At 64.1% G+C, this 26,823-nt stretch carries 30 protein-coding genes; 12 read left to right on the forward strand and 18 right to left on the reverse strand.

The window, feature by feature from the left end; genetic code table 11:
• Positions 1-47 precede the first annotated feature (47 nt).
• Complete coding sequence (locus PNI01S_RS05740; RefSeq protein ID WP_024766897.1) at positions 48-365, reverse strand: DUF2288 domain-containing protein; 318 nt, start codon at positions 363-365, stop codon at positions 48-50.
• Positions 366-674: 309 nt separating this feature from the next.
• On the opposite strand from PNI01S_RS05740, the gene PNI01S_RS05745 reads away from it, so the two are divergent.
• The 5 genes from PNI01S_RS05745 (at position 675) to PNI01S_RS05765 (ending at position 5,558) form a co-directional block, all read left to right on the forward strand.
• Positions 675-1,796, forward strand: a complete 1,122-nt coding sequence (locus tag PNI01S_RS05745) for a branched-chain amino acid ABC transporter substrate-binding protein (RefSeq protein ID WP_024766896.1) — start codon at positions 675-677, stop codon at positions 1,794-1,796.
• Between the two features lie 116 nt (positions 1,797-1,912).
• Positions 1,913-2,836, forward strand: a complete 924-nt coding sequence (livH, locus tag PNI01S_RS05750; RefSeq protein WP_024766895.1) for a high-affinity branched-chain amino acid ABC transporter permease LivH — start codon at positions 1,913-1,915, stop codon at positions 2,834-2,836.
• Entirely contained in the window at positions 2,833-4,089 is a 1,257-nt protein-coding gene (locus PNI01S_RS05755) for a high-affinity branched-chain amino acid ABC transporter permease LivM (RefSeq protein WP_054907400.1), read from the forward strand. The genes livH and PNI01S_RS05755 overlap by 4 nt, the downstream gene beginning before the upstream one ends.
• Positions 4,086-4,853, forward strand: a complete 768-nt coding sequence (gene livG, locus PNI01S_RS05760; RefSeq protein ID WP_024766893.1) for a high-affinity branched-chain amino acid ABC transporter ATP-binding protein LivG — start codon at positions 4,086-4,088, stop codon at positions 4,851-4,853. The genes PNI01S_RS05755 and livG overlap by 4 nt, the downstream gene beginning before the upstream one ends.
• Before the next feature lie 3 nt (positions 4,854-4,856).
• Positions 4,857-5,558, forward strand: a complete 702-nt coding sequence (locus tag PNI01S_RS05765; protein ID WP_024766892.1) for an ABC transporter ATP-binding protein — start codon at positions 4,857-4,859, stop codon at positions 5,556-5,558.
• 103 nt (positions 5,559-5,661) lie between these two features.
• On the opposite strand, the gene PNI01S_RS05770 is transcribed toward PNI01S_RS05765, so the two are convergent.
• The 5 genes from PNI01S_RS05770 to xerD all read right to left on the reverse strand — a co-directional run bounded on the left by PNI01S_RS05770 (position 5,662) and on the right by xerD (position 10,907).
• Positions 5,662-5,943, reverse strand: coding sequence for a DUF3509 domain-containing protein (locus tag PNI01S_RS05770; protein ID WP_024766891.1), 282 nt, complete (start codon positions 5,941-5,943; stop codon positions 5,662-5,664).
• Between the two features lie 171 nt (positions 5,944-6,114).
• A complete protein-coding gene (thrC, locus tag PNI01S_RS05775) occupies positions 6,115-7,524 on the reverse strand; it encodes a threonine synthase (protein ID WP_038803287.1) in 1,410 nt (469 codons plus the stop codon).
• 51 nt (positions 7,525-7,575) lie between these two features.
• Entirely contained in the window at positions 7,576-8,880 is a 1,305-nt protein-coding gene (locus PNI01S_RS05780; protein WP_024766890.1) for a homoserine dehydrogenase, read from the reverse strand.
• Between the two features lie 174 nt (positions 8,881-9,054).
• Positions 9,055-9,783 carry a thioredoxin fold domain-containing protein gene (locus PNI01S_RS05785; RefSeq protein WP_024766889.1) on the reverse strand — a complete coding sequence of 243 codons (729 nt, stop codon included), beginning with the start codon at positions 9,781-9,783 and terminating at the stop codon, positions 9,055-9,057.
• Positions 9,784-10,010: 227 nt separating this feature from the next.
• Entirely contained in the window at positions 10,011-10,907 is an 897-nt protein-coding gene (xerD, locus tag PNI01S_RS05790) for a site-specific tyrosine recombinase XerD (protein ID WP_024766888.1), read from the reverse strand.
• Positions 10,908-10,995: 88 nt separating this feature from the next.
• On the opposite strand from xerD, the gene PNI01S_RS05795 reads away from it, so the two are divergent.
• Both PNI01S_RS05795 and PNI01S_RS05800 read left to right on the forward strand, forming a co-directional pair.
• Positions 10,996-12,840 (forward strand): cation:proton antiporter, encoded by a 1,845-nt coding sequence (locus tag PNI01S_RS05795; RefSeq protein ID WP_024766887.1) that lies wholly within the window; start codon positions 10,996-10,998, stop codon positions 12,838-12,840.
• Positions 12,841-12,938: 98 nt separating this feature from the next.
• Entirely contained in the window at positions 12,939-13,616 is a 678-nt protein-coding gene (locus tag PNI01S_RS05800) for a cyclic di-GMP-binding domain-containing protein, MshE-related (protein WP_024766886.1), read from the forward strand.
• A gap of 47 nt (positions 13,617-13,663) precedes the next feature.
• On the opposite strand, the gene PNI01S_RS05805 is transcribed toward PNI01S_RS05800, so the two are convergent.
• From PNI01S_RS05805 to ffh, 6 genes are all read right to left on the reverse strand, one after another.
• A complete protein-coding gene (locus tag PNI01S_RS05805; protein WP_065084994.1) occupies positions 13,664-14,077 on the reverse strand; it encodes an acyl-CoA thioesterase in 414 nt (137 codons plus the stop codon).
• Positions 14,078-14,238: 161 nt separating this feature from the next.
• Positions 14,239-14,589, reverse strand: a complete 351-nt coding sequence (rplS, locus tag PNI01S_RS05810; RefSeq protein WP_017522234.1) for a 50S ribosomal protein L19 — start codon at positions 14,587-14,589, stop codon at positions 14,239-14,241.
• A 43-nt stretch (positions 14,590-14,632) separates the two neighbouring features.
• Positions 14,633-15,376 carry a tRNA (guanosine(37)-N1)-methyltransferase TrmD gene (gene trmD, locus PNI01S_RS05815; protein ID WP_024766884.1) on the reverse strand — a complete coding sequence of 248 codons (744 nt, stop codon included), beginning with the start codon at positions 15,374-15,376 and terminating at the stop codon, positions 14,633-14,635.
• 26 nt (positions 15,377-15,402) lie between these two features.
• Entirely contained in the window at positions 15,403-15,939 is a 537-nt protein-coding gene (gene rimM / locus PNI01S_RS05820; RefSeq protein ID WP_024766883.1) for a ribosome maturation factor RimM, read from the reverse strand.
• 5 nt (positions 15,940-15,944) lie between these two features.
• Positions 15,945-16,193, reverse strand: a complete 249-nt coding sequence (gene rpsP, locus PNI01S_RS05825; RefSeq protein ID WP_024766882.1) for a 30S ribosomal protein S16 — start codon at positions 16,191-16,193, stop codon at positions 15,945-15,947.
• Between the two features lie 144 nt (positions 16,194-16,337).
• Positions 16,338-17,711 (reverse strand): signal recognition particle protein, encoded by a 1,374-nt coding sequence (ffh, locus tag PNI01S_RS05830; RefSeq protein WP_024766881.1) that lies wholly within the window; start codon positions 17,709-17,711, stop codon positions 16,338-16,340.
• A 220-nt stretch (positions 17,712-17,931) separates the two neighbouring features.
• Here ffh and PNI01S_RS05835 point away from each other — a divergent pair, with 220 nt between their 5' ends.
• The 3 genes from PNI01S_RS05835 to PNI01S_RS05845 all read left to right on the forward strand — a co-directional run bounded on the left by PNI01S_RS05835 (position 17,932) and on the right by PNI01S_RS05845 (position 21,666).
• Entirely contained in the window at positions 17,932-18,732 is an 801-nt protein-coding gene (locus PNI01S_RS05835) for a cytochrome C assembly family protein (RefSeq protein ID WP_024766880.1), read from the forward strand.
• A gap of 42 nt (positions 18,733-18,774) precedes the next feature.
• Positions 18,775-20,067: an HlyC/CorC family transporter gene (locus PNI01S_RS05840; RefSeq protein WP_084357578.1), complete on the forward strand. Its 1,293-nt coding sequence runs from the start codon at positions 18,775-18,777 to the stop codon at positions 20,065-20,067.
• Positions 20,068-20,352: 285 nt separating this feature from the next.
• The gene (locus PNI01S_RS05845) at positions 20,353-21,666 is read left to right on the forward strand and encodes an MFS transporter (protein ID WP_024762998.1); all 1,314 of its coding nucleotides are present in this window, start codon (positions 20,353-20,355) and stop codon (positions 21,664-21,666) included.
• A 31-nt stretch (positions 21,667-21,697) separates the two neighbouring features.
• On the opposite strand, the gene PNI01S_RS05850 is transcribed toward PNI01S_RS05845, so the two are convergent.
• The 5 genes from PNI01S_RS05850 to PNI01S_RS05870 are packed head-to-tail and all read right to left on the reverse strand — an operon-like array spanning position 21,698 to position 24,999.
• Positions 21,698-22,438, reverse strand: a complete 741-nt coding sequence (locus tag PNI01S_RS05850; RefSeq protein ID WP_167632549.1) for an SGNH/GDSL hydrolase family protein — start codon at positions 22,436-22,438, stop codon at positions 21,698-21,700.
• Positions 22,435-23,616, reverse strand: coding sequence for a formate-dependent phosphoribosylglycinamide formyltransferase (gene purT, locus PNI01S_RS05855; RefSeq protein WP_024762996.1), 1,182 nt, complete (start codon positions 23,614-23,616; stop codon positions 22,435-22,437). The genes PNI01S_RS05850 and purT overlap by 4 nt, the downstream gene beginning before the upstream one ends.
• Before the next feature lie 37 nt (positions 23,617-23,653).
• Positions 23,654-23,842, reverse strand: a complete 189-nt coding sequence (locus PNI01S_RS05860) for a DUF1289 domain-containing protein (RefSeq protein ID WP_024762995.1) — start codon at positions 23,840-23,842, stop codon at positions 23,654-23,656.
• Positions 23,835-24,362 (reverse strand): gamma carbonic anhydrase family protein, encoded by a 528-nt coding sequence (locus tag PNI01S_RS05865; RefSeq protein ID WP_024762994.1) that lies wholly within the window; start codon positions 24,360-24,362, stop codon positions 23,835-23,837. Before PNI01S_RS05865 ends, PNI01S_RS05860 begins: the two co-directional genes overlap by 8 nt.
• A gap of 40 nt (positions 24,363-24,402) precedes the next feature.
• The gene (locus tag PNI01S_RS05870; RefSeq protein WP_037006654.1) at positions 24,403-24,999 is read right to left on the reverse strand and encodes a CoA pyrophosphatase; all 597 of its coding nucleotides are present in this window, start codon (positions 24,997-24,999) and stop codon (positions 24,403-24,405) included.
• A gap of 135 nt (positions 25,000-25,134) precedes the next feature.
• On the opposite strand from PNI01S_RS05870, the gene PNI01S_RS05875 reads away from it, so the two are divergent.
• On the forward strand, positions 25,135-25,689 hold the full coding sequence (locus tag PNI01S_RS05875; protein ID WP_024762992.1) for an NUDIX hydrolase: 555 nt from the start codon (positions 25,135-25,137) through the stop codon (positions 25,687-25,689).
• A 50-nt stretch (positions 25,690-25,739) separates the two neighbouring features.
• Positions 25,740-26,240 carry a L,D-transpeptidase family protein gene (locus tag PNI01S_RS05880; RefSeq protein ID WP_024762991.1) on the forward strand — a complete coding sequence of 167 codons (501 nt, stop codon included), beginning with the start codon at positions 25,740-25,742 and terminating at the stop codon, positions 26,238-26,240.
• A 47-nt stretch (positions 26,241-26,287) separates the two neighbouring features.
• Here the strand turns inward: PNI01S_RS05880 and PNI01S_RS05885 are convergent, their stop codons facing one another.
• The gene (locus PNI01S_RS05885) at positions 26,288-26,605 is read right to left on the reverse strand and encodes a YqfO family protein (RefSeq protein WP_024762990.1); all 318 of its coding nucleotides are present in this window, start codon (positions 26,603-26,605) and stop codon (positions 26,288-26,290) included.
• Positions 26,606-26,823 lie beyond the last annotated feature (218 nt).

A 26,823-nucleotide genomic window follows, 5' to 3' on the forward strand; every position in this document is an offset into this window, starting at 1 on the left:
AATCCCGACAGTCTAGCCGGCCTTGGCGAATTGGAAATCGCCCAGTGTCAGTGCACGGACTCTTTTCGAACTCTTTCCTGTACCAGCACCCAGGGGGCGATCACTACCGCCCAGAGCTCCGGGTCGCGGTCGAGAAAATCCTGCGCGAGCTTTTCGTCGACCTTGCTCAGCTCACCACTGGCCAGCCAGGCCGATACCTTCGCCCTGTCGTCCTCGGCCACGCCCATCGCGACCTCCACCAGATCGGCAGAACCCGCGACCTTGAGCAGGCTCCCGCGGGCAAAGAAGGGCGCGAGCTCCTGCCAGGAAATCTTCGCGGTTTCGCCAAGCAACTTGGCATAGAGGGTGCTAGCTTCTTCTGTCATGGATCTCACCTGGTAAACGAACGGCGCCATGATAGCGCCGGGACCGCGCCAGGCAAGGTTCGGACGGCGTTTTCCATGGTGACGAAAAACCCATGGGGATGAGTCGGAAGGCGCCGTTTTTCTGTACGTTTGTTTCAATCTTGCGACATGCCCACAGTCGGCTGTCCGCCCCCCGCTTTTCAAGCGGTCCGGCGGCACTCTACACTGTACCGGTACAGTTGCCGGTGGGCCTGTCCGGGGCAATCCCGGTCCGGTAGCCCCTCGGCCACCAGGACTACAAAAACGAAAACACAAGAAGAGTGGAGCACTATGAAAAAGGGTACTCAGCGTCTTTCCCAGCTGTTCACCGCCATGGCCCTGGCCGGCGTTGCCAGCTTCTCCATGGCCGCCGACACCATCAAGATCGCTCTGGCCGGCCCGGTGACCGGCGCAGTCGCCCAGTATGGGGAGATGCAGTTCATTGGCGCGAAAATGGCCATTGAGCAGATCAACAAGGCCGGCGGCGTCGACGGCAAGCAACTCGAAGGCGTGGTCTACGACGACGCTTGCGACCCGAAACAAGCCGTGGCCGTTGCCAACAAGATCGTCAACGATGGCGTCAAGTTCGTCGTTGGCCACCTGTGCTCCAGCTCCACTCAACCGGCTTCGGACATCTACGAAGACGAAGGCGTGCTGATGATCACCGCCGCCTCCACCAGCCCGGACATCACTTCCCGCGGCTACAAGCTGATCTTCCGCACCATCGGTCTGGACAGCCTGCAGGGCCCGACCGCCGGCAAGTTCATCGCCGAGCACATCAAGCCCAAGACCGTGGCCGTGATCCACGACAAGCAGCAGTACGGCGAAGGCATCGCCACTGCCGTGAAGAAGACCCTGGAAGGCGCCGGCATCAAGGTCGCCCTGTTCGAAGGCATCAACGCCGGCGACAAGGACTTCTCCGCGATGATCGCCAAGCTCAAGCAGGCCAAGGTCGACTTCGTCTACTACGGCGGCTACCACCCGGAGCTGGGCCTGATCCTGCGCCAGGCTGCCGAGAAAGGCCTGAAAGTCGGCTTCATGGGCCCGGAAGGCGTGGGTAACAAGGAAATCTCCGCCATCGCCGGCCCGGCTTCCGAAGGCCTGTATGTGACCCTGCCGAAGTCCTTCGACCAGGATCCGAAGAACCAGGCCCTGGTTGACGCCTTCAAGGCCAAGAACGAAGACCCGAGCGGTCCGTTCGTGTTCCCGGCCTACGCCGCGGTCCAGGTCATCGCCGAAGGCATCAAGAAAGCCGGCAGCGAGGACACCGACAAGGTAGCCGCCGCTCTGCGCGCCAACACCTTCGCAACCCCGACCGGTGACCTGGCCTTCGACGAGAAGGGCGACCTGAAGAACTTCAACTTCGTGGTCTACCAGTGGCACAAGGACGGCACCAAGACCGAAGCCAAGTAAGCCACCCGCCGCCACACAAAGCCCACTGCCCACGCAGTGGGCTTTGTTTATCCGAGTATTCCGGGGGTCCGTCGCGCCACAAGCGCCGCTTCACGCGACGCCCGAGGAGTTAGGTAATGCCTGAGCTCTATCACTACCTGCAACAGCTGATCAACGGCCTCACCGTCGGCAGCACCTATGCCCTGATCGCCATCGGCTACACCATGGTCTACGGCATCATCGGCATGATCAACTTCGCCCATGGCGAGGTGTACATGATTGGCTCGTACGTGGCCTTCATCGTGATCACGGGGCTGGCGATGATGGGAATCGTGAGTCTTCCTGTCGTCATCATCTGCACCTTCGCCGCGGCGATCATCGTCACCAGCGCCTACGGCTACAGCATCGAGCGGATCGCCTATCGGCCACTGCGCGGAAGCAACCGGCTGATTCCGCTGATCTCCGCGATCGGCATGTCGATCTTCCTGCAGAACGAAGTGCTACTCGCCCAGGATTCCAAGGACAAGGCAATCCCCAACCTGCTGCCGGGCAACTTCGTGATCGGCGCCGACGAAATGACCGGCGTGACCATCTCGTACATGCAGGTGCTGATCTTCATCGTCACCCTGCTGACCATGTACGGCCTGTCCATGTTCATCTCCCGCTCCCGCCTGGGCCGCGCCTGCCGCGCCTGCGCCGAGGACCTGAAGATGGCCAACCTGCTGGGCATCAATACCAACAACATCATCGCCCTGACCTTCGTCATCGGCGCCACCCTGGCCGCCGTGGCTGCGGTGCTGCTGGGCCTGCAATACGGCGTGATCAACCCGCACATCGGCTTCCTCGCCGGCATCAAGGCATTCACCGCCGCGGTGCTGGGCGGCATCGGCAGCATCCCGGGCGCCATGCTCGGCGGCCTGGTGCTGGGCGTGGCCGAAGCCTTTGGCGCCGACGTGTTCGGTGACCAGTACAAGGACGTGGTGGCCTTCACCCTGCTGGTGCTCGTGCTGCTCTTCCGCCCCACTGGCCTGCTCGGTCGCCCGGAGGTGGAAAAGGTATGACTCGGAAACTCAAGACCGCCTTCTTCAGCGCCCTGCTGGTGATGGCCGTGGCCTACCCGGTGCTGGGCCTGAAGCTCAGCGTGATCGGTATCGGCCTGCAGCTGGAAAACGTCAGCCCCACCCGCCTGTGGACCATCGCCGCCTGTGCCGTGCTGATGTTCGTCTGGCAGCTGGTGCGTGACCGCTTCGCCTTCGGCGGCAGCGTCAAGCAAGCCCTGTCGCATCCGCATACCCGTCTGGCCGAACGCCTGACCCACGCCTCCGTGCAACGCAAGATCATCATGGGCCTGATCGTCGTCGCCCTCGCCTGGCCGTTCTTCGGCTCGCGCGGCGCGGTGGACATCGCCACCCTGATCCTGATCTACGTGCTGCTGGGCCTGGGCCTGAACATCGTGGTGGGCCTGGCTGGCCTGCTCGACCTCGGCTACGTCGGCTTCTATGCCGTGGGCGCCTACAGCTACGCGCTGCTGTCGCACTACTACGGCCTGGGCTTCTGGGTGTGCCTGCCGATCGCCGGCCTGATGGCGGCGTTCTTCGGCTTCATCCTCGGCTTCCCGGTGTTGAGATTGCGCGGGGACTACCTGGCGATCGTGACCCTGGGCTTCGGCGAGATCATCCGCATCCTGCTGCGCAACATGACCGAGCTGACCGGCGGCCCCAACGGCATCAGCAACATCGACAAGCCGACCCTGTTCGGCCTGACCTTCGAGCGCCGCGCCCCCGAGGGCATGCAGACCTTCCACGAGTTCTTCGGCATTGCCTACAACTCGAACTACAAGGTCGTGTTCCTCTACCTGGTCGCGCTGCTGCTGGTGCTGCTGGTGCTGTTCGTGATCAACCGCCTGCTGCGCATGCCCCTGGGCCGCGCCTGGGAAGCCCTGCGCGAAGACGAGATCGCCTGCCGTGCGCTGGGCCTCAACCCGACGCTGATCAAGCTCTCCGCCTTCACCCTCGGCGCCTGCTTCGCCGGTTTTGCCGGCAGCTTCTTCGCCGCGCGCCAGGGCCTGGTCACCCCGGAGTCGTTCACCTTCATCGAATCGGCCATCATCCTCGCCATCGTGGTGCTGGGTGGCATGGGTTCCCAGCTCGGCGTCATCCTGGCCGCCGTGGTGATGATCCTGCTGCCCGAACTGATGCGTGAGTTCAGCGAGTATCGCATGCTGATGTTCGGCGCCCTCATGGTGCTGATGATGATCTGGCGTCCGCAGGGGCTTCTGCCCATGCAGCGCCCGCACCTGGAGTTGCGCAAATGAGCCGACCGATTCTTGAAGTATCCGGCCTCACCATGCGCTTCGGCGGGCTGCTGGCCGTCAACAACGTGGCCCTGAAGGTCCAGGAAAAACAGGTGATCTCGATGATCGGCCCCAACGGCGCCGGCAAGACCACCGTATTCAACTGCCTGACCGGCTTCTACGCCCCCACCGGTGGCGAGATCCTGCTGCGCGGCGAGCCCATCCAGGGCCTGCCGGGCCACAAGATCGCCCACAAGGGCGTGGTGCGGACCTTCCAGAACGTACGCCTGTTCAAGGAAATGACCGCGGTGGAAAACCTGCTGGTGGCGCAACACCGGCACATCAACACCAACTTCCTCGCCGGCCTGCTCAAGACCCCGGCCTTCCGTCGCGCGGAAGCCGAGGCCCTGGACTACGCCTCGCACTGGCTGGACATCGTCAACCTCAAGGACATCGCCAACCGCCCGGCGGGCACCCTCGCCTACGGCCAACAGCGCCGCCTGGAGATCGCCCGCTGCATGATGACCCGCCCGCAGCTGTTGATGCTGGACGAGCCGGCGGCCGGCCTGAACCCGCGGGAAACCGAGGACCTCAAGGCGCTGATCGCCATGTTGCGCTCCGAGCACGGCGTCACCGTCCTGCTCATCGAGCACGACATGAAGCTGGTGATGAGCATTTCCGACCATATCTACGTGATCAACCAGGGCACTCCCCTGGCGGACGGCACCCCGGAGGAAATCCGCGGCAACCCGGATGTGATCAAAGCCTATCTGGGGGAGTCCTGAGTCATGCTGAAGTTCGACAAGGTTTCCACCTTCTACGGCAAGATCCAGGCGCTGCACGACGTCAGCATGGAAGTCCAGCAGGGCGAGATCGTCACCCTGATCGGCGCCAACGGCGCCGGCAAGTCGACCCTGCTGATGACCCTGTGCGGCTCGCCGCGCGCCTCGTCCGGCAGCATCACCTATATGGGCGAGGAGCTGGTCGGCAAGGAATCCTCCGTGATCATGCGCAAGAGCATCGCCGTCGTGCCCGAAGGCCGCCGCGTGTTCGCCCGCCTGACCGTGGAAGAGAACCTCGCCATGGGCGGTTTCTTCACCAGCAAGGGTGACTACCAGGAGCAGATGGACAAGGTCCTGGCCCTGTTCCCACGCCTGAAGGAACGCTTCAACCAGCGCGGCGGCACCATGTCCGGCGGCGAACAGCAGATGCTCGCCATCGGCCGTGCGCTGATGAGCAAGCCCAAGCTGCTGCTGCTCGACGAGCCGTCCCTGGGCCTGGCGCCGATCATCATCCAGCAGATCTTCGACATCGTCGAACAGCTGCGCCAGGAAGGCGTGACCGTCTTCCTCGTCGAGCAGAACGCCAACCAGGCGCTCAAGCTCGCCGACCGCGGCTACGTGCTGGAAAACGGTCGCATCGTCATGCAGGACACCGGCGCCAATCTGCTGGTGAACCCCAAGGTGCGCGACGCGTACCTCGGCGGCTGACCTTTCCCGTTGCGTTAAGAAACGGCCCTTCGGGGCCGTTTTTCATTTCCGACGCACAAACGAGAACGCCGCCCGGTGGGCGGCGCTCTCACATCGGGGTGGATCAGGTGCCGTAGCTCAACACCTGAGCGCGCCGGCGCAACTGGGAAACGACATCATCCTCCATGCGACCTTCGGAGATCAGCAGGTCGCGGCGGATGGTCTGCACCGCATCCGCACTCTGGTCATGGTCGGCCAGATGCTGGCCCTCGATGACTCGCCGTAGTACCACGTCTCCTTCGTCGTTGGTGAGGGTCAGAATTCGGCCGCCGTCGGGGCGTGCCGGGCCCAGGGAGGGAGCGTAGGGAGCGAAGGTCTCGGTCAGCAGGGCGCTTAGCCGGTCCATGTCGTATCTCCTTGTTGCGAAATGAAAAAACACAGGAAGAAGACCGCACGTTCGGCGATAAAGTTCGCGAGTTTCAGTACCGTTGGTCATGACGGCATGTTTCACAGCCCGTTCCTGCGGGCATGAAAAAACCCGCCGATCGGCGGGTTTTTCCGGACAGCGAGCCGCGTTTTAGAGCGGCTTGCCGCGGTTGCCGTGGGCGCTGACGAAGGCCTGAACCTTGGCCAGCTCGTTCGGCAGAACGGTGCAACGCTCTTCGCGCTGGAACAGGTCGGTCAGGTGCGCCGGTAGCGCCGGGACGGCCTCGATGCCGGCCTTCTCCACCGCTTCCGGGAACTTGACCGGATGCGCGGTGCCCAGGGTGACCATGGGCACCGCCAGGCTACGACGGCACTCGCGAGCGGCGCGCACGCCGATGGCGGTGTGCGGGTCCAGCAGCTCGCCGGACTCGGCGTAGACCTGGGCGATGGTCTCGCAGGTCTCCTCGTCGCTCACCGCCAGCGAATCGAACAGGCGGCGGGCTTCGGTCCAGCGGTCATCCTCGACGGCCAGCTTGCCGGTGGCCTTGAAGTTGTCCATCAGCTCGGCAACAGCCTTGCCATTGCGGCCGTGCAGGTCGAACAGCAGGCGCTCGAAGTTGGACGAGACCATGATGTCCATGGACGGCGACAGCGACGCGTGCAGGGTGTCCTTGTCGTAGCGGTTGCCGGACATGAAGCGGTGCAGGATGTCGTTGCGGTTGGTCGCGACGATCAGCTGGCTGACCGGCAGGCCCATGTTGCGCGCCAGGTAGCCGGCGAAGATGTCGCCGAAGTTGCCGGTGGGCACCGAGAAGGCCACGGAGCGGGCCGGTGCGCCGAGCTGCAGGGCGGCATGGAAGTAGTAGACGATCTGGGCCATGATCCGCGCCCAGTTGATCGAGTTCACTGCCACCAGGCGGGTGCCTTTCAGGAAACCCTGGTCGGCGAAGCTGGCCTTGACCATCTCTTGGCAGTCGTCGAAGTTGCCTTCGATGGCGATGTTGTGGATGTTCTCGCCGAGGATGGTGGTCATCTGCCGGCGCTGCACCTCGGACACACGGTTGTGCGGGTGCATGATGAAGATATCGACGTTCTCGCAGGCCTTGCAGCCCTCGATGGCGGCCGAGCCGGTGTCGCCGGAGGTGGCGCCCATGATCACCACACGCTCGCCGCGCTTGGTCAGCACGTGGTCGAGCAGGCGGCCGAGCAGTTGCAGGGCGAAGTCCTTGAAGGCCAGGGTCGGGCCGTGGAACAGCTCCAGCACCCACTCGTTGCCGTTGAGCTGGCGCAGCGGCGCCACGGCGTTGTGGGCGAAGACGCCGTAGGTCTCCTCGAGGATCTTCTTGAAGTCGGCATCGGAAATGCTGCCGGCAACGAACGGGCGCATCACCCGGAAGGCCAGCTCGTGGTAAGGCAGGCCAGCCCAGGAGGCAATCTCCTCGACGGTGAAGCGCGGCAGGTTTTCCGGCACATAGAGGCCGCCGTCGCTGGCCAGGCCAGCCAGCAGCACGTCTTCGAAGTTCAGCGCAGGCGCCTGGCCGCGGGTACTGATGTAACGCATGGTGTGAAACCTTCGGGTTGGCAGCGGCGCGCAGGCGCCGCCGCAGTCGATTCAGTTCAGTTGTTCGACGCGGATGCGTACGACATTGCCGACGACGTCATCCAGCGCTTCCAGCGCGGCGATGGCTTCGATGATGCGCGACTCGAGCACGCGGTGGGTAACCAGGATCATCGGCACCAGACCGTCATGCTCTTCGACTTCCATCTGCATGATCGATTCGATGTTGATGCCGCGCTCGGAGAGGATGGTCGCCACCTGGGCCAGTACGCCCGGATGGTCCTTGGCCTGGATGCGCAGATAGTAGGCGCTTTCGCAGGCGTCGATCGGCAGGATCGGGTGGTCGGAGAGCGAGTCCGGCTGGAAGGCCAGGTGCGGCACGCGGTTCTCCGGGTCGGCGGTCATGGCGCGAACCACGTCCACCAGGTCGGCGACCACCGAGGAAGCGGTGGGCTCCATGCCGGCGCCAGCGCCGTAGAACAGCGTGGAACCGGCGGCATCGCCGTTGACCATGACCGCGTTCATCACGCCATTCACATTGGCGATCAGGCGGTCGGCCGGGATCAGGGTCGGGTGCACGCGCAGCTCGATACCCTTGTCGGTACGGCGGGCGACGCCCAGGTGCTTGATGCGGTAGCCCAGCGCCTCGGCGTAGTTCACATCGGCGGTGGTCAGTTGGGTGATGCCTTCGGTGTAGGCCTTGTCGAACTGCAGCGGGATGCCGAAGGCAATGGACGCCAGGATGGTCAGCTTGTGCGCGGCGTCGATGCCTTCGACGTCGAAGGTCGGATCGGCTTCGGCATAACCCAGCGCCTGGGCTTCCTTGAGCACGTCGGCGAAGGCACGGCCTTTCTCGCGCATCTCGGTGAGGATGAAGTTGCCGGTGCCGTTGATGATGCCGGCCAGCCAGTTGATGCGGTTGGCGGCCAGGCCCTCGCGGATCGCCTTGATCACCGGAATGCCACCGGCCACGGCGGCTTCGAAGGCGACGATGACGCCCTTCTCGCGGGCCTTGGCAAAGATCTCGTTGCCGTGCACGGCGATCAGCGCCTTGTTGGCGGTGACCACGTGCTTGCCGTTCTCGATGGCCTTGAGCACCAGCTCGTGGGCCAGGGTATAGCCACCGATCAGCTCGATGACGACGTCGATTTCCGGGTTGTTTGCCACGTCGAAGATATCGGCAGTAATGGGGGTACTGCCGGTTTCACACTTCGGATTGGGGCGACGGGCGGCAATCTGCGCAACCTCGATACCACGCCCGGCACGGCGGGCAATCTCCTCGGCGTTGCGTTTGAGTACATTGAAGGTACCGCCACCGACGGTCCCCAACCCACAGATTCCCACTTTCACCGGTTTCACGCTGAAACTCCCCATGATTACAGCATCGGGGTGCCTGAGACGCCGATGCCCGCAACGAGGCGGGCACGGCAGCAGGCACCAAGTCAGAACAGGCGAGGCGCCTGTTCCCTAGTCAAAAGGAACCGAACATTACGAAGCGGTTCCGCATTAGTCAATCAGAGCGCAAGCCGCGGCTTACTTGGCTTCCAGCGCCAGCTTGGCGATCTGGCCGGCCGGCTGGTAGCCCGGCAGCATGGTGCCATCAGCGAGGATGATCGCCGGGGTGCCCTGCACACCGACCATCTGACCCAGGGCGAACTGCGCATCCACCGGGTTATCGCACTTGGCGGCCTTCACTTCCTTCTCGTGGAACATGTCGCTCATGGCCGACTGGCGGTCCTTCGAACACCACACGGCCTGCAGCTGCGCATCGCCTGGCGAGTTCGGCCCCTGGCGCGGGAAGGCCAGGTAGCGCACCTCGATGCCGCGCTTCTGCAGTTCCGGCACTTCGGCGTGCAGCTTCTGGCAGTACGGGCAGGTGGTGTCGGTGAAGACGGTGATGTGCGCCTTGGTCTCGCCCTTGGCCGGGAACACGACCATGTCCTTGGCGGCGATGGCGTTGATGGTCTTGGCCACGCCGGCGCTCTCGGCCTTCTCGGTCAGGTTGGTCGGCTTGCCGTCCTTCACCTGGTAGATATTGCCCTGGACGACGAACTGGCCGTCGGCGCTGGCGTAAAGAATACGGCCGCCCTTGAGCTGCACCTGGTAGATGCCATCCAGGGGACCCTTGGAGATATTCTCGATGGGCAGGTCAGGCTGCAGGGATTGCAGGGTGGTGCGGATCGCCTGGTCCGGTTCGGCGGCCAGGGCGAGGGTGCTGGCGAGGCCGATAGCCATACCAGCCAGAAGTCGAGACAAACGCATGGAAAACTCCTGATGTCAGTCGGCGAAGACTATCACACCGGGCCGGCAAGACCGAGCCAAAGGCTGTAGCGGGAAGCTTCGGCGTAGCGGTGTCTCACACGCCTGATTCGCAAAGATCGAACAAGGTGTAGACATCCCTGTCGCGGCAACCTGCCCAAGTTCGATCCCGGCCCGGCCATCCATGGCCGGTCGTTCGCGGGGCAACGCATGCGTTGCCAGAGCCCCGCTCACCCACGGGGGTGATGCTGGGCGTGCAGGTCCTGCAGACGTGCTCGGGCAATGTGCGTGTAGATCTGCGTGGTCGACAGATCGCTATGCCCCAGCAGCATCTGTACCACGCGCAGGTCGGCGCCGTGATTGAGCAGATGGGTGGCAAAGGCGTGGCGCAAGGTGTGCGGCGACAGGCTCTTGCCGATGCCAGCCACCCTCGCGTGCAGCTTGATGCGGTGCCAGAAGGTCTGCCGGGTCATCTGCTCGCCACGCAGGCTGGGGAACAGCACGTCGCTGGGCCGTCCGGCCAACAGATCACCGCGGGCCTCGCGGACATAGCGCTCGATCCAGCGGATCGCCTCCTCACCCAGCGGCACCAGGCGCTCCTTGCTGCCCTTGCCGAGCACCCGCACCACCCCCTGGCGCAGGTTCACCTGCTCCAGGGTCAGGCCGACCAGCTCGCTGACCCGCAGGCCGCAGGCATACAGCACTTCGAGCATGGTGCGATCGCGCAGCCCGAGCGGATCATCGGTCTCCGGCGCGGCCAGCAATGCCTCCACATCCGCCTCCGACAGCGATTTGGGCAGCGGCTTGCCCAGTTGCGGCAGGTCCACCAGCAGCGTCGGATCCTCGGCGATCAGGCCTTCGCGCAGGCAATAACGGTAAAAGCCTCGCAGCCCGGAAAGGAATCGCGCCGTGGAGCGGGCCTTGTAGCCCTCGCCCAGGCGCCAGGCCAGATGGTCGAGGATCACGTCGCGACCAGCCGCCTCCAGCACCACGCCGCGCTGGTCCAGCCAGCCGTTGAACAGGGCGAGATCGCTCCCATACGCACTGCGGGTGTTGTCGGAGAGCCCCTTCTCCAGCCAGAGGGCATCGAGGAAGCGGTCGATCAGGGGATGAGCAATCGGAGTCATTTCACGCCAGTACAAAGGAAAAAGCGGCGCCGGTAGTCTTTCATAGACACCATCCCCCTCACCACTGCTGCACAACCTCGGACGGTCCATGGACGAACACAGCACCTATTACGCCTTCGCCGGTATCGGCATCGCCGCCCTCCTCAGCCAATGGCTGGCCTGGCGCCTGCGTCTGCCGGCGATTCTCTTCCTGCTGTTGAGCGGCATCCTGGTTGGCCCGATCCTGCACGTGCTGTCGCCCGAAGCGTTGTTCGGCCCGCTGTTGTTCCCCGTCGTCTCCCTCGCGGTAGCCCTGGTGCTGTTCGAGGGCAGCCTGACCCTGCACCTGGACGAGTGGAAGGAAATCGGCACCGTGGTACGCCGCATGGTGACCATTGGAGCGCTGGTCACCTGGGGCGTGATCGCCCTGGCCACCCACTACCTGCTGGACTTCACCTGGGAGATGGCGCTGCTGTTCGGCACGCTCACCCTGGTGACCGGCCCCACCGTGATCGTGCCGATGCTGCGCGTGGTCCGCCCCAACGCCACCATCGCCAACATCCTGCGCTGGGAGGGCATCGTCATCGACCCCATCGGCGCCATCCTCGCCGTGGTGGTGTACACCTTCATCGCCGCGAGCGACGCAGGCTCCGGGTGGACCGACAGCCTGCTGACCTTCATCAGCGTGATCGGTTGCGGCATCCTCTTCGGCCTGCTCGGCGGCCAGGCGCTGGGCGTCGCGCTGCGTCGCCACTGGCTGCCGGACTACCTGCACAACCTGGCATCGCTGTCGGTCGTCCTTGGCGTGTTCGTGCTGTCCAACACCGTGATGTCCGAGTCAGGATTGCTCGCCGTCACCGTGATGGGCCTGCGCATGGCCAACATGCAGGGCGTCGACGTGCGGCACATCCTGCACTTCAAGGAGAACCTCAGCGTCCTGCTGATTTCCGGCCTGTTCGTGCTGCTTGCCGCGCGGCTGGACTTGCCGGCCCTGCTCGGCCTGGGGCCGATCGCGCTGTTGGTGCTGGTGCTGATCCAGTTCGTCGCACGGCCGCTGAACGTGCTGATCGCCACGGCCGGGTCAACGCTGAACTGGCGGGAACGGGCGCTGCTGAGTTGGATCGCGCCCAGGGGAATCGTCGCCGCGGCGGTCTCGGCGATCTTCGCCATCCGCCTGCAGGAAGCCGGCCATGCCCAGGCCGGCGTGCTGGTGCCGCTGACCTTCCTGGTGATCATCGGCACGGTGATCCTGCAAAGCGCCACCGCACGACCGCTGGCCCGCCTGCTGAAAGTTGCCGAGCCGGTGCCCACCGGCTTCCTCATCATCGGCGCCAACCCGGTGGCCCGCGCCATCGGCACCGGCCTGCAGAATGCCGGCGTGGAGGTACTGCTCACCGACTCGAGCTGGGAGAACACCCGCGCCGCGCGCATGGACAACCTGCCCACCTACTTCGGCAACCCGGCCTCGCAGCACGCCGAGGCGCACCTGGACCTGATCGGCCTGGGGCACCTGCTGGCCTTGTCGCCCAATGCCGAACTCAATGCGCTGATGTGCATGAGCTTTCGCCACGAGTTCAACCCGCGCCAGCGCTTCATCCTGCCCAGCAGCCAGGACAGCAGGCGCAGCGAGAAGCATCGGGTCAGCGACCGCCATCGCGGCCGGCCGCTGGGGCAATCGACGATCACTTATCCACAGATGGCTGGCCTTATCGCTCGCGGCGCGGAAATCCGCTCGACCCTACTGAGCGAGAACTTTGGCTGGGAGGACTATCAGGCGCTGCACGAAGGCCGTGCGCTGCTGCTGTTCGCCAAGGACCCGAATGGCCGCCTGCACATTGCCAGCCCCGAGCGGCCGCTGACGCCCGGCACGGGATGGACGGTGATTTCGCTGATCGAGGAAGTAGCTGAAGGGGCGTCGAGTAGGAATGAAACGGCCCAAGTCGCAAGAACCTGACGACTGGCTACGTCACCCTATCTTACGGTTGGTGACAGAATATGTCTGACAGACAATGATTGCACCACGCCATCATTGCGCCCCACGAAGCCCACGCCATGCCCAGTCAACAGAACTCTCGTCTCGGCCAGATCCTTGTCAGCAAGGGCCTGATTACCTCCCAACAGCTGGACAAGGCCATCCAGCTCCAGCTCACCAACGGCCTGCGCCTGGGCGAAACCCTGATCCAGCAGGGCTGGATCAGCGAACGCCAGCTCGGCCGTGCGCTGAAGAAGCAGAACAACCTGCGCCTGGCGGCGACGCTGGTCGCCGCGCTGCTCAGCCCGTTCCAGCTGGCCAGCGCCGATGTGCAGCGCCAGGCACCGACGAGCATCACCCGCCATGAGGCGCCCAAGGGCTTGAAGCCACTGAGCGACCGCGAGATGAGCGATGTCAGCGCCCAAGGTTTCGATGACACCCTGCAGAGCCTGCTGGTCAGCGCCGAGAGCGGCGATGGAGTCGGCGCCATCAAGCAACTGTCGCGCCTGGTAATGCCCGTCGTGGACAGCCTCGACGCCGAAACCTCTCTGCACGACGTCCAGTACGACACGCTGCATGCCTCCTCCAGCCTGAATCCCGATGGCTCGATCAACGTGCGCCTGCCCAGCTCCATCGGCGAGGTGCGCTTCGACAACATCCGCGTCGCCGGTGCACCGAAGACCCAGAGCATGGGCAGCCTGAGCCTGCAGAACATCGACCTGTCCCAGGCCTCGCTGAAGATCAGCCTGCGCCACTGAAGGCGGCCTGAAATGAAAGAAGGCGCCCGTGGGCGCCTTCTTTCATTTCAGGCCTCGAAGCCGGGCAGGACCGGCACCGGGCGCTTCTCATCGTCGATGGCGACGAAGCTGAACAGCCCGTGGATAGCCTTCTCGCGGCCATCGGCGGACATGCTCTCGACGAAGACCTCCACCTCGACCTTGAGGCTGGTGTTGCCGACCTTCACCACCCGGCCGATCAATTCGACGATGGAGCCGGCGGCGATCGGGTGCTTGAAGTCGATGCGATCGGTGGACACGGTCACCAGCGGCAAGCGGCAGAAGCGAGTCGCGGCGATGAACGAGACCTCATCCATCCAGGCCAGCGCGGTACCGCCGAACAGGGTGTTGTGGTGGTTGGTGGTGGGCGGGAAAACCGCCTTGGTCACGCGGGTTTCGGACAACTCGGTACGACGGAGGATTTCTTGCTCTCTGGGGCTCATGCCACTGCTACCTGATGCAATGAGGGTGGCTGCCGGTGCTGCGGGGTCTTGTACTTCTACTACGCTGCCGGGGGCAAATGGGACGCCGGATTGAGCGGCGAAAAACTACAGGCAAGAAAAAAGCAGCCCGTGGGCTGCTTTTTTCGGGAACAACCGGCGAATTAGGCCAGTTTTTCCTTGATGCGAGCTGCCTTGCCGGACAGTTCGCGGAGGTAGTACAGCTTGGCCTTGCGCACGTCGCCGCGACGCTTGACGGAGATGCTGTCAACCAGCGGGCTGTAGGTCTGGAAGGTACGCTCGACGCCTACGCCGTTGGAGATCTTGCGAACGGTGAAAGCGCTGTTCAGGCCGCGGTTACGCTTGCCGATCACGACGCCTTCGAAGGCCTGCAGACGCTGACGGTCGCCTTCCTTCACTTTAACCTGGACGATTACGGTGTCGCCGGGGGCGAACGCCGGAATCTCTTTGCTCATCTGTTCAGCTTCGATCTGCTGAATGATCTTGTTGGTCATTTCATGCTCCTAAGACAAGCGCTCGGCGCTCGCCATCGATACGTTAACTATCGTTCCGCTGGCGGATGTATTCCTCCAGCAGCTTTTTCTCTTCTCCAGAAAGCGAGCGGCAATCCAGAAGATCGGCACGTCGTTCCCAGGTCCTGCCTAAGGACTGCTGCAAACGCCAGCGCCGGATGTGTTCGTGGTTGCCGCTGAGCAGCACCTCCGGAACACGTTTGTCTGCGTACACCTCGGGTCGGGTGTAGTGCGGACAGTCGAGCAGGCCATCCGTGAAGGAGTCCTCCTCGGCGGAGTCCACGTGGCCCAATGCTCCGGGCAACAACCGCGTGACCGCGTCAATCAGCACCATGGCCGGAAGCTCACCCCCGGACAGGACATAATCGCCGACTGACCATTCCTCATCGACATGCTCTTCAATGAAGCGCTCGTCGATGCCTTCGTAACGCCCGGCGATCAGGATCAGACGTTCCTCGTTCGCCAGTTCTTTCACGGCCGCCTGCGTCAGCTTGCGACCTTGCGGCGAGAGGTAGATCACCTTCACCGGTCCGCCTGCGGCTTGCCGGGCATCGCCCAGTGCGCCTTCGAGCGGCTTGATTTTCATCACCATGCCGGGACCACCGCCGAAAGGCCGGTCGTCCACCGTCTGGTGACGGTCCTCGGTGTTGCTTCGCGGGTTGAAGCACTGAAGCTGAATCAGCTCCTGCTTGACCGCGCGACTCGTGATGCCATAGTCGCTGATAGCGCGAAACATCTCCGGAAAGATGCTGATTACTCCTATCCACATCGGCTGAGGGCTCTCATCCACATGGGTTAGAAGTCCGCGTCCCAGTCCACCCGTATCTCACCGGCTTCCAGGTCCACCGCCTGTACGCACTGATCCGTATACGGAAGCAGGCGTTCACGGTCGTCCAGGCTGCCTGCGCAGGGCTTGACTACCATCACATCGTTGGCGCCGGTCTCCAGCAAGTGGTCGAGAATCCCGAACAGTTGCCCGTTCTGGTCAATCACCTTGAGACCTTCCAACTGGCTCCAGTAGAACTCGCCATCATCCAGCACCGGCAGCTCGCTGCGCGGAACCAGGATCTCGAATTCGGCGAAGGTGCGGGCGATCTCGCGATCATCCAGTCCCTTCAGCTTCACGACCAGGACATTGCCCTGCACGCGACCTTGGACCAGTTCAGCCTGTCGAACCTCGTTGCCACGCTTGAGCGTCCAGCGACGGTAGTCCAGCAGGTTGTCCAACGGATCGGTAAAGGAATACACCTTCACCTCACCACGAATGCCGTGCACCGATACGATCTTGCCGAGAACGATCATCTCCTCGGCGGGAGCAGGCTTCGTGTTCATCGATCTCAGGCAGCCTTGGCGGCTTCCTTGATCAGTTGAGCAACACGCTCAGACGGTTGAGCGCCTTGGCTCAGCCAGTAGTTCAGACGCTCCTGGTTGACCGACAGCTTGACTTCGGCGCCAGTGGCGACAGGGTTGAAGAAGCCGACGCGCTCGACGAAACGGCCGTCACGAGCGTTGCGGCTGTTGGTCACGGTCAGGTGATAGAACGGGCGCTTCTTGGAGCCGCCACGAGCCAGACGAATGGTTACCATGCGTACGTTGTTCCTATGGTTTGCTTGCAAAAAAGAAATGCAGCCCTCGGGCACAGAGCCCGAAAGGCCGCATATTCTATGAGCTAAAGCCCCGCGCCGCAAGCCGCAGCGCGTCCGGCCCGCTGGGCGGCGAGCCGTCTGGCCTCACATCTTGGGCATGCCGCCGGGGAACATGCTCCCCATGCCGCGCATCATCTTGGCCATGCCGCCCTTGGCGGTGACCTTCTTCATCATCTTCTGCATCTGCTTGTGCTGCTTGATCAGGCGACCAACGTCCTGCACCTGGGTACCGGAACCCATGGCGATACGGCGTTTGCGCGAACCGCTGATCACTTCCGGATCACGGCGCTCGGCGGGGGTCATGGAGTTGATGATCGCCTCCATCTGCTTGAACTGCTTCTCCGCCGCGTTCTGCGCGTTGCCCATCTGCGACAGGTTGACGCCGCCGAGCATCGGCAGCTTGTCCATCAGGCTGCCCAGGCCGCCCATGTTCTTCATCTGCTGCAGCTGATCGCGGAAGTCTTCCAGGTCGAAGCCCTTGCCCTTCTTGATCTTCTTCGCGAGCTTCTCGGCCTTCTCGCGGTCCATGTTCTGCTCGGCCTGCTCGATCAGGCTGAGCACGTCGCCCATGCCGAGGATGCGCGAGGCCACGCGGTCGGGGTGGAACGGATCGAGCGCTTCGCTCTTCTCGCCCATGCCGAGGAACTTGATCGGCTTGCCGGTGATGGCGCGCACGGACAGCGCGGCACCGCCACGGGCGTCACCGTCGACCTTGGTCAGCACCACGCCGGTCAGCGGCAGCGCATCGTTGAAGGCCTTGGCGGTGTTGGCGGCGTCCTGGCCGGTCATGGCGTCGACCACGAACAGGGTTTCCACCGGCTTGATCGCCGCATGGACCTGCTTGATCTCGTCCATCATGTCGGCGTCGATGTGCAGACGACCGGCGGTATCGACGATCACCACGTCGATGAACTTGAGCTTGGCTTCGCGGATCGCCGCTTCGGCGATCGCCACCGGCTTCTGGCTGGTATCGGACGGGAAGAAGGTCACGCCGATGTCGCTGGCCAGGGTTTCCAGCTGCTTGATCGCCGCCGGGCGGTAGACGTCGGCGGACACCACCAGTACCGACTTCTTCTTGCGCTCCTTGAGGAAGCGCGCCAGCTTGCCGGCGGTGGTGGTCTTGCCCGCGCCCTGCAGGCCGGCCATCAGGATGACCGCCGGCGGCGCGGCGTTGAGATCGAGGTCCTCGTTGGCCGCGCCCATCAGCTCGACCAGCTCGGCCTGGACGATCTTCACGAAGGCCTGGCCCGGGGTCAGGCTCTTGGAAACCTCGGTGCCGACCGCGCGATCCTTGATCTTGGCGACGAAGTCCTTGACCACCGGCAGGGCCACGTCGGCCTCCAGCAGGGCCATCCGCACTTCGCGGAGCGTGTCCTTGATGTTGTCCTCGGTCAGCTTGGCCTTGCCAGTGACGTGGCGCAGCGTTTGCGAGAGGCGATCTGTAAGGTTTTCGAACATGCGCGTTCCTAATCAGCCCGGTCGGGCCTGGGTTTGGCTTGTCAGCAAGCCGCCGATTATAGCGAAGTGCGGGCAGCGCCAACACCGCCGATGATCCCGATGTGACGGAGCGCTTCGCAGGCCAGAAGCGAACTGTTCTCAGCGGCTTTCTAGGCGCGGGCGATCTGTGCCACACTCACCACCTTTCGGGTCCCCCGTCGAAGGACTGTTCCAAGGACTTATGCAACCTCTGCTGCCCAGCCTGATCGCCGCCGTCCTTTATATCGGCACCACCGTCTACCAGGGCGCAAGCCTGGCCCGCCGCACCCCGCCGCAAAAACCGCTGCTCCTCCTGCTGGGCCTGGTCGCCCTGCTCTGCCAGGCCTACAGCCTGAGCCAGGAGCTGCTGACGCCTGCGGGCCTGGCGCTGGACTTCTTCAACGCCGCCAGCCTGATCTCCGCCGCGGTCACCGCCCTGACCCTGCTGGCCTGCCTGCGCATCCCGGTGCAGAACCTGCTGCTCTTCCTTTATCCGCTCGGCGCGCTGACCACCCTGCTGGCCGTGCTGGTGCCCCACGGCACCATCGAGCCGATCAACGAGCAGCCGGGCATCCTCGCCCATATCCTGCTGTCGATCCTGGCCTATGGTCTGCTGACCATCGCCGTGGTCCAGGCGCTGCTCCTGCTGGTGCAGGACCATCAGCTCAAGCACAAGCACCCGTCGGGCCTGATCCGCAACTTCCCGCCGCTGCAGACCATGGAAAGCCTGCTGTTCGGCTTCCTCTGGGGCGGCTGGTCGCTGCTCTCGCTGTCGCTGATCTCCGGCTGGCTGTTCGTCGACAACCTGTTCGCCCAGCACCTGGCGCACAAGACCATCCTCTCCTGCTTCGCCTGGGTGGTGTTCGGCGTGCTGCTGTGGGGCCGCCACCAGCTCGGCTGGCGCGGCCACAAGGCGATCCGCTGGACCCTCGCGGGTTTCTGCCTGCTGATGCTGGCCTACTTCGGCAGCAAGCTGGTCAAGGAATTCATCCTGCACATCTGAGGCTAACGGCGGCGCCTGCGCGCCGCTGAAGGACACGCGCGCATGGAAGAGATCCACCCCGGCTACCTGATCGGCCTGCTGGTCTTCCTGATCCTCTGTTCGGCGTTCTTCTCCAGCGTCGAGACCGGCATGCTCAGCCTCGACCGCTACCGCCTGCGCCACCTGTCCAAGCAGGGCAACCGCGGGGCGCGCCGTACCAGCTGGCTGCTGCTGCGCACCGACCGGCTGCTGGGCACCATCCTGATCGGCAACAACTTCGTCAACATCATCGCCTCGTCCCTGGCGACCCTGCTGGCCCTGCGCCTCTGGGGCGAAGCGGGCGTGGCCATCGCCACCGTGGCGCTGACGCTGATCCTGCTGATCTTCGGCGAGATCACGCCCAAGACCTACGCCGCCCTGCGCCCCGAGCGCGTGGCCTTCCCCGCCAGCCTGCCGCTGATCTGGATGCAGAAGCTGTTCAGCCCGCTGCTCTGGCTGATGACCGGCATCAGCAACCTGCTGCTGCGCATGGGCGGCCTCGACCCGACCCAGCGCGGCGGCAAGCCGCTGAGCAATGACGAGCTGCGCAGCGTGGTCACCGACTCCAGCGAGAAGCTCACCCACAATCGCCAGGACATGCTGCTGAGCATCCTCGACCTGGAAAAGATCACGGTGAACGACCTGATGGTGCCGCGCAACGAAGTCCAGGGCATCGACCTGGACGACGAGCTGGAAACCATCATCGGCCAGCTGCGCAACACCACCCATACCCGGCTGCCAGTGTTCCGCAACGACATCAACCAGGTCGAAGGCGTGGTGCACATGCGCCAGATCGCCCGTCTGCTGACCCATAACCAGTTGACCAAGGACAGCCTCAAGGCCGCCTGCCTGGAGCCCTACTTCGTGCCGGAGAGCACGCCGCTGTCGACCCAGCTGGTGAACTTCCAGAAGCAGAAGCGGCGCATCGGCATCGTCGTCGACGAATACGGCGAGGTGATCGGCATCATCACCCTGGAAGACATCCTCGAAGAGATCGTCGGCGAGTTCAGCAACCAGAACACCCTGCGCAACCCGGACATCCACCCCCAGGCCGACGGCACCTATGTCATCGACGGCTCCGCCAACCTGCGCGACGTCAACCGCGCACTGGGCTGGCAATTGCCCAGCGACGGCCCCAAGACCCTCAACGGCCTGGTCACCGAAGCACTGGAGCAGATTCCCGACTGCGCCGTATGCCTGAAGATCGGCCGCTACCGCCTGGAAATCCTCCAGTCCGGCGAAAACCGGGTGAAAAGTGTGCGCGCGTGGCTGCCTGGCGCGCCGCCGAGAGAACCCTACGCCGACGAGCTTGCCTGAGCCGCCCCGCCCGCCCCTATAATCCAGGCGGCTTACCCAGCCTCCCGCCGACGCCCGCCGCTATCCGCGACGCAGCGCCGGCCAGTCAATCGCACGCCCCGCCGAGCCTCGACCCTGCGTCGTTGCCTTGCGAAGCAGCCGGCCTCGCCCCGACCCGCCGCGAGCCGCGCCCATCCCGCCCCGACACCGGGCCGCGCTCGCACTCGCGCCATGGCGATGCCTCAAGAAACGTCGGACACGACCGCCAGAGTCGTCGCCGCGCCTGACTGCCAGGGATATTCCCGTATGACCAGTGCCACCCTCGAAGCCGCACAACCGGCCGAACAGACCAACTCCACCACCCGCGTCGCGGTAGCCAGCTTCATCGGCACCGCCATCGAGTTCTACGACTTCTACGTCTACGCCACCGCCGCCGCGCTGGTGATCGGCCCGGTGTTCTTCCCGCAGACCTCCGGCACTGCCCAGGCGCTCAGCGCCTTCATCACCTTCGGCATCGCTTTCCTCGCCCGCCCGCTGGGCTCGGCACTGTTCGGCCACTTCGGCGACCGTATCGGGCGCAAGTCGACCCTGGTCGCCTCGCTGCTGCTGATGGGCATCTCCACCACCCTGATCGGCCTGCTGCCGGGCTACGACAGCATTGGCGCCTGGGCGCCGATCCTGCTCTGCGTGCTGCGCTTCGGCCAGGGTCTCGGGCTGGGTGGCGAATGGGGCGGCGCGGCGCTGCTGGCCACGGAGAACGCGCCCAAGGGCCGTCGGGCCTGGTTCGGCATGTTCCCGCAGATGGGCCCGTCGATCGGCTTCCTCGCCGCCAACGGCCTGTTCCTCTGCCTGGCCATGCTGCTCAGCGAAGAGCAGTTCCGCGCCTGGGGCTGGCGTATTCCGTTCGTGCTCAGCGCCGTGCTGGTGATCGTCGGTCTGTACGTACGCCTGAAGCTGGTGGAAACCCCGGTGTTCGCCAAGGCCATGGAGCGCCACGAACGCTCCAGCCTGCCGATTGCCGAGCTGTTCGCCAAGCACTGGCGGCCGACCCTGCTGGGCGCCCTGGCGATGGTGGTGTGCTACGCCCTCTTCTATATCTCCACGGTGTTCTCGCTGAGCTATGGCGTCAGCACCCTGGGCTACAGCCGCGAAGACTTCCTCGGCCTGCTATGTATCGCCGTGCTCTTCATGGCGGCAGCAACACCGGTATCGGCCTGGCTGAGCGACCGCTTCGGGCGCAAACCGGTGCTGATCATCGGCTGCGTCGCCGCCATCGCCTCGGGCTTCGCCATGGAACCACTGCTGAGCCAGGGCTCGTCGGTGGAGGTAGCGATCTTCCTGTCGCTGGAGCTGTTCCTCATGGGTGTAACCTTCGCTCCCATGGGCGCGCTGCTGCCAGAACTCTTCCCCACCCACGTGCGCTACACCGGTGCTTCGGCGGCCTACAACCTGGGCGGCATCCTTGGTGCCTCAGTGGCGCCGTACATCGCGCAGAAGCTGGTGGGCATGGGTGGCCTGAGCTGGGTGGGCGGCTATGTGTCGGTTGCGGCGGCACTCAGCCTGCTGGCGGTGCTGTGCCTGCGCGAGACGCGCGGGGACGACCTGAACGATATCCGCTGAGACTTGCCTGTAGGAGCGAGCTTGCTCGCTCCTACAGAAGGGTTCGATCCTGGAAAACCAGCCATTGGGCCAGGTGTTCGCCCCAGACCTGATAACCCAGCGCCGACGGGTGATAGCCATCGATGGCAAGGAACTGTGGCTGCATCTCCAGGCTGACGCCGCAATACCCCGCCCCCTGCGCCAAGGCGAGGCTTCTGAGCTGACGATCCAGCAGCGCTGCGCGCCAGCCGAGCAGCCGGCGCAACAACCAGGGTAACTCCGTGAAATGCTGCAATGGCGGCACCGCCGTGCAGACGACCCGTGCGCCGCGACCACGAAAATGCGCGATCAATTGCTCAAGAGCCCCCAGCCAATGCTGGCCGGAGCTGAAATGCGTGGTGTCGTTGACGCCGAAGACCAGCGCCACCAGCTCGTAATCCTGATCAGTCGCCACCGGCAGCAGGCGCTCGCAGGCCTCTGCGGCAGTAATGCCGTTCTCCCCTACCGCACGCCAGGCAACAGGACGCTCCAGGCGGCTCGATAGCGCCAACGCCAGCCGCCCGGCCAGCGCAAAGTCCAGGCAGGACGCACCAACGCCGGCGACCGTGGACTCACCCAGCAGGAGAAGACGAAAAGGTTCGCCAGGAAACTCCGCGCCTGCAACGCCTTCGCAGACGCCCGCGGCGGGAGCCAGGCGCAAGGCCGTGCGCCTGGTACGCACGGCCATGGGCAGGGCCAACGGCAACAGCGGCAATGCCGCCGCCCACCACATCAGCCCCGCCCAGCGGCTCACAGCTGGACGTTGACCGCCTGGGCCGAACGGGTGGCCTTGGCGCGGGCGGCGTCGATCGACTCGTCGCGCGCCAGAGCAACGCCCATACGGCGCTGGCCATCCACCTCGGGCTTGCCGAACAGGCGCAGCGCGGTGTCCGGCTCGCTCAGCGCGGCGCCGAGGTTGCCGAAGGAAACCTGCTGCGACTTGCCTTCCACCAGGATCACTGCCGAAGCGGAATCGCCCAACTGGCGGATCACCGGAATCGGCAAGCCCAGGATTGCGCGGGCATGCAGGGCGAACTCGGAGAGGTCCTGGGAGATCAGCGTGACCAGGCCGGTGTCGTGCGGGCGCGGCGAGACTTCGCTGAACCACACTTCATCGCCCTTCACGAACAGTTCCACGCCGAACAGGCCACGGCCGCCCAGCGCTTCGGTGACCGCCTTGGCCACGCGCTCGGACTCGGCCAGCGCCTTCGGGCTCATCGCCTGCGGCTGCCAGGACTCGTGGTAGTCGCCCTTCACCTGGCGGTGGCCGATGGGCGCGCAGAAGGTAGTGCCGCCGATGTGGCGTACGGTCAGCAGGGTGATTTCGTAGTCGAAGTCGATGAAGCCCTCGACGATCACCCGGCCCTTGCCGGCCCGGCCGCCTTCCTGAGCGTAATCCCATGCGGTCTTCAGGTCGGCGTCGGACTTGAGCACGCTCTGGCCCTTGCCCGAGGAACTCATGATCGGTTTCACCACGCACGGATAGCCCACGGCGGCGACGCCCGCAGCGTAATCCTCGTAGGTATCGGCAAAGTGATAGGGCGAAGTGGGCAGGCCCAGCTCTTCAGCGGCCAGGCGACGGATGCCTTCGCGGTTCATGGTCAGCTGCGCGGCGCGCGCGGTCGGGATGACCGTGTAGCCTTCGTTCTCCAGCTCGACCAGGGTCGCGGTGGCGATGGCCTCGATCTCCGGCACGATGTAGTGCGGCTTCTCCTGCTCGATCACCGCGCGCAGGGCGACGCCGTCGAGCATGCTGATCACGTGGCTGCGATGCGCGACCTGCATGGCCGGCGCGTTCGCGTAGCGGTCGACGGCGATGACTTCGCAGCCCAGGCGCTGCAGTTCGATCGCCACTTCCTTGCCCAGCTCGCCGGAGCCACAGAGCAGTACGCGGGTCGCGCTCGGCGACAAGGGAGTTCCAATACGGGGCATTGCGGGAAACCTCAAGAAGGGAAAAATCGACGGCGTGCTAGACCAGCACGCCTTGTTCGCGGGCACGCTGTTCGCAACGCTGAAGCACTTCGCGCCGTTCGGCGTTGTCCATGAGCCCCCAGCGGGTGATTTCGGCAGCGCTGCGCTGGCAACCCAGGCAGATGTCGGCATCGTCTAGCGCGCAGACGTGCACGCAGGGCGAGGCGACGGGACGTTCTTCAGTCATTTTCCTGCTCGGCCAGGTCGCGGGCGTAGCGCTGGGCGTTGTGTACGTAGTGGGCAGCGCTGGCTTCGAGCATCTTCTTCTGCGGCTCGGTCAGCTCGCGCACCACCTTGCCGGGGGAGCCCATGACCAGGGAGCCGTCGGGGATTTCCTTGCCCTCGGGGATCAGCGCGTTGGCGCCGATGATGCAGTACTTGCCGATCTTCGCGCCATTGAGGATCACCGCGTTGATGCCGACGAGGCTGTAGTCGCCTACCTGGCAGCCGTGCAGCATGGCGTTGTGGCCGATGGTCACGCCCTTGCCCAGGGTCAGCGGGAAGCCCATGTCGGTATGCATGACGGTGCCGTCCTGCACGTTACTGTGCTCGCCGATGTGGATCAGCTCGTTGTCGCCGCGCAGCACGGCGTTGAACCAGACGCTGGCGCCGGCGTCGAGGCGCACCTTGCCGACCACCGTGGCGTTGGGGGCGATCCAGCTTTCCGGATGGGTTTCGACTCGGGAAGAGCCCAGGCGGTACTTCATGATTTCTCCTCAGACGGTGGCCGCTCGTTATTATCGGGTCTCAGCTCAGCTTGATGAACTTCGATGGCGGCTGGTGCAGGTCGATACGGGCGTCGTACAGCAGGTTCAGCAACTCGACCAGCATGATCGCGGACAGGCCCCAGATCTTGTAGCCCTCGAACAGGTAGCTCGGGACGTACCAACTGCGGCCGAAGTAATCGATACGGTGAGTGGTTTCCCGCGGGTCGCCACGGAAGAACTCCAGTGGCACCTTGAACACGGCGTCGATCTCGCCGTCATTGGGACGGTACTCCACGAAATCGGGGACGAAGCCGACGAATGGCTTGACCAGGATGCCGTGCCGCGACACCAGAGTGCTCAACGGACCGACCACCTCCACCAGCCCCGGCGGCAGGGCGATTTCCTCCTGCGCCTCGCGCAGCGCGGTGTGGATCAGGTCGACGTCCTCAGGATCACGGCGCCCGCCGGGGAAGGCCACCTCGCCGCTGTGGGTCGAGAGCCCGGTCGCGCGCAGGGTGAGCACGAGCTCTTCCTGGGGTGTGATGGGAAGCAGAACCGCCGCCTCGGGGAAGCTGTGGTCCGTTTCAAGGTCGCTTGGTTGGTGCGTCTGTATGCGTTGGCGCAGCTGGTCCAGCATGCCGAACATCCTGCGGGGGCCGATTCTTCTAATTGAAGGATCATGGCACGAAAGACGTCCCTGCCCAACCCCCGCCCCTTGCTGGGTGCACCACGCAGCGCGCAAGATTGCCGCATCGAAAAACAAGGAAACGGCATGAAATTCTGCAGTCAGTGCGGCGCCTGCGTAAGCCTGCGCATCCCCAGCGGCGACAACCGCCTGCGCTTCGTCTGCGACCAGTGCCAGACTGTTCATTACCAGAACCCGCGCATCGTTGCCGGCTGCCTGCCGGCCTGGCATGGGCGCATCCTTCTCTGCCGCCGTGCCATCGATCCGCGCCGAGGATACTGGACGCTGCCGGCGGGCTTCATGGAAAACGGTGAAACCCTGGAACAGGCCGCCGCTCGCGAGACGCTTGAAGAAGCCAATGCCCGCGTCCACGACCTGCAGCTTTATACGGTCTTTGATCTGCCGCATATCAGCCAGGTTTATATCTTCTTCCGTGCCGAACTCACCGACCTCGACTTCTGTGCCGGCGACGAAAGCCTGGAAGTACGGCTCTTCGAAGAATCCGACATTCCGTGGGGTGAGCTGGCTTTCCCCACCGTGGGTCGTACCTTAGAATATTTCCTGGCGGATCGGGTCATTCAGAACTTCCCGATACGCAATGAAGGGATTCTCCCAATGCTTGCACAGAAAAAGAACTTATAAGCTCATTTACCGCCTCTAAGGCTTTAGGAACTACCGGGGAACACCACTCGATGCGCTGGTTGATTGCCGTACTTTGTCTGACCTTCGCAGCGTTCTCGCATGCCAACGCGACGCCCACGCTCGACGGTCACATCGACAAGATTCTCGTGCTCAAGTCCGAGCGCAAATTGCACCTCATGAGCAACGGCAAGGTGCTCAAGAGCTACCGCGTGTCCCTGGGCAAGCGCCCGCAGGGCCCGAAACTGGCCGAGGGCGATAACCGCACGCCGGAGGGCTTCTACTGGGTCGACTGGCGCAAGACCAGCGACAAGTACAACCTCTCCATGCACATCTCCTACCCCAACGCCCGCGACGTGGCCAAGGCGCGGGAAAAGAGCCTGCAGCCGGGCGGCATGATCATGATCCACGGCACCCCGATGGATGATGAATACCCCGAGTGGTACTTCTCGACCCTGGACTGGACCAACGGCTGCATCGCCATGACCAATGCCGACATGCGCGAGGTCTGGAGCCTGGTCAAGGACGGCACGCTGATCGAGATTCGCCCGTAAGGGCAGCAGCATGAAAAAGGCGCCCGCGGGCGCCTTTTTCGTATGGTTCAGAACACCATGTCCGACAGCCGCCAGACCTCGAAGGCCGGCGTCTCATAAGGATGAGCCTGCTTGAGGGCCTTGACCGAGTCATGGATCAACTCGTCGGCGACCACCATCTCCACCTTCCATTCGGCGACCTGCTCGATGCTGCCGGCCTGGCCGATGAACGGATTGCTGCCCTGCAAGGGGCGGAACTGTCCCTGTCCGAGTGCCTGCCAGCTACAGCTGTCGTAGGCACCGATGCGTCCTGCACCGGCGGCGAACACCGCTTTCTTGACCGATTCCAGATGGCTTTCCGGAACGTAGAAACACAGTTTGTACATCGGAGACTCCGATCGAAACGGGGACACGACCGTGGCAAGACGGGCCACGGGTGATATACCGCCGCCAACCTCTTCGACGCCCTGAAAGAAGGCTATTACGGCAAGTACTGATACCCCTGGAGAATGCTATGAGCGTCAAGATCAACCAGAAGATCAAAGGCTTCCAGGTGGTGGACGTGGCCGAGGAAAAGGCCCGTGTGGAAGCCGCCGCGGCCGCC

This window comes from Pseudomonas nitroreducens NBRC 12694, from assembly GCF_002091755.1.
GTDB lineage: Bacteria > Pseudomonadota > Gammaproteobacteria > Pseudomonadales > Pseudomonadaceae > Pseudomonas > Pseudomonas nitroreducens.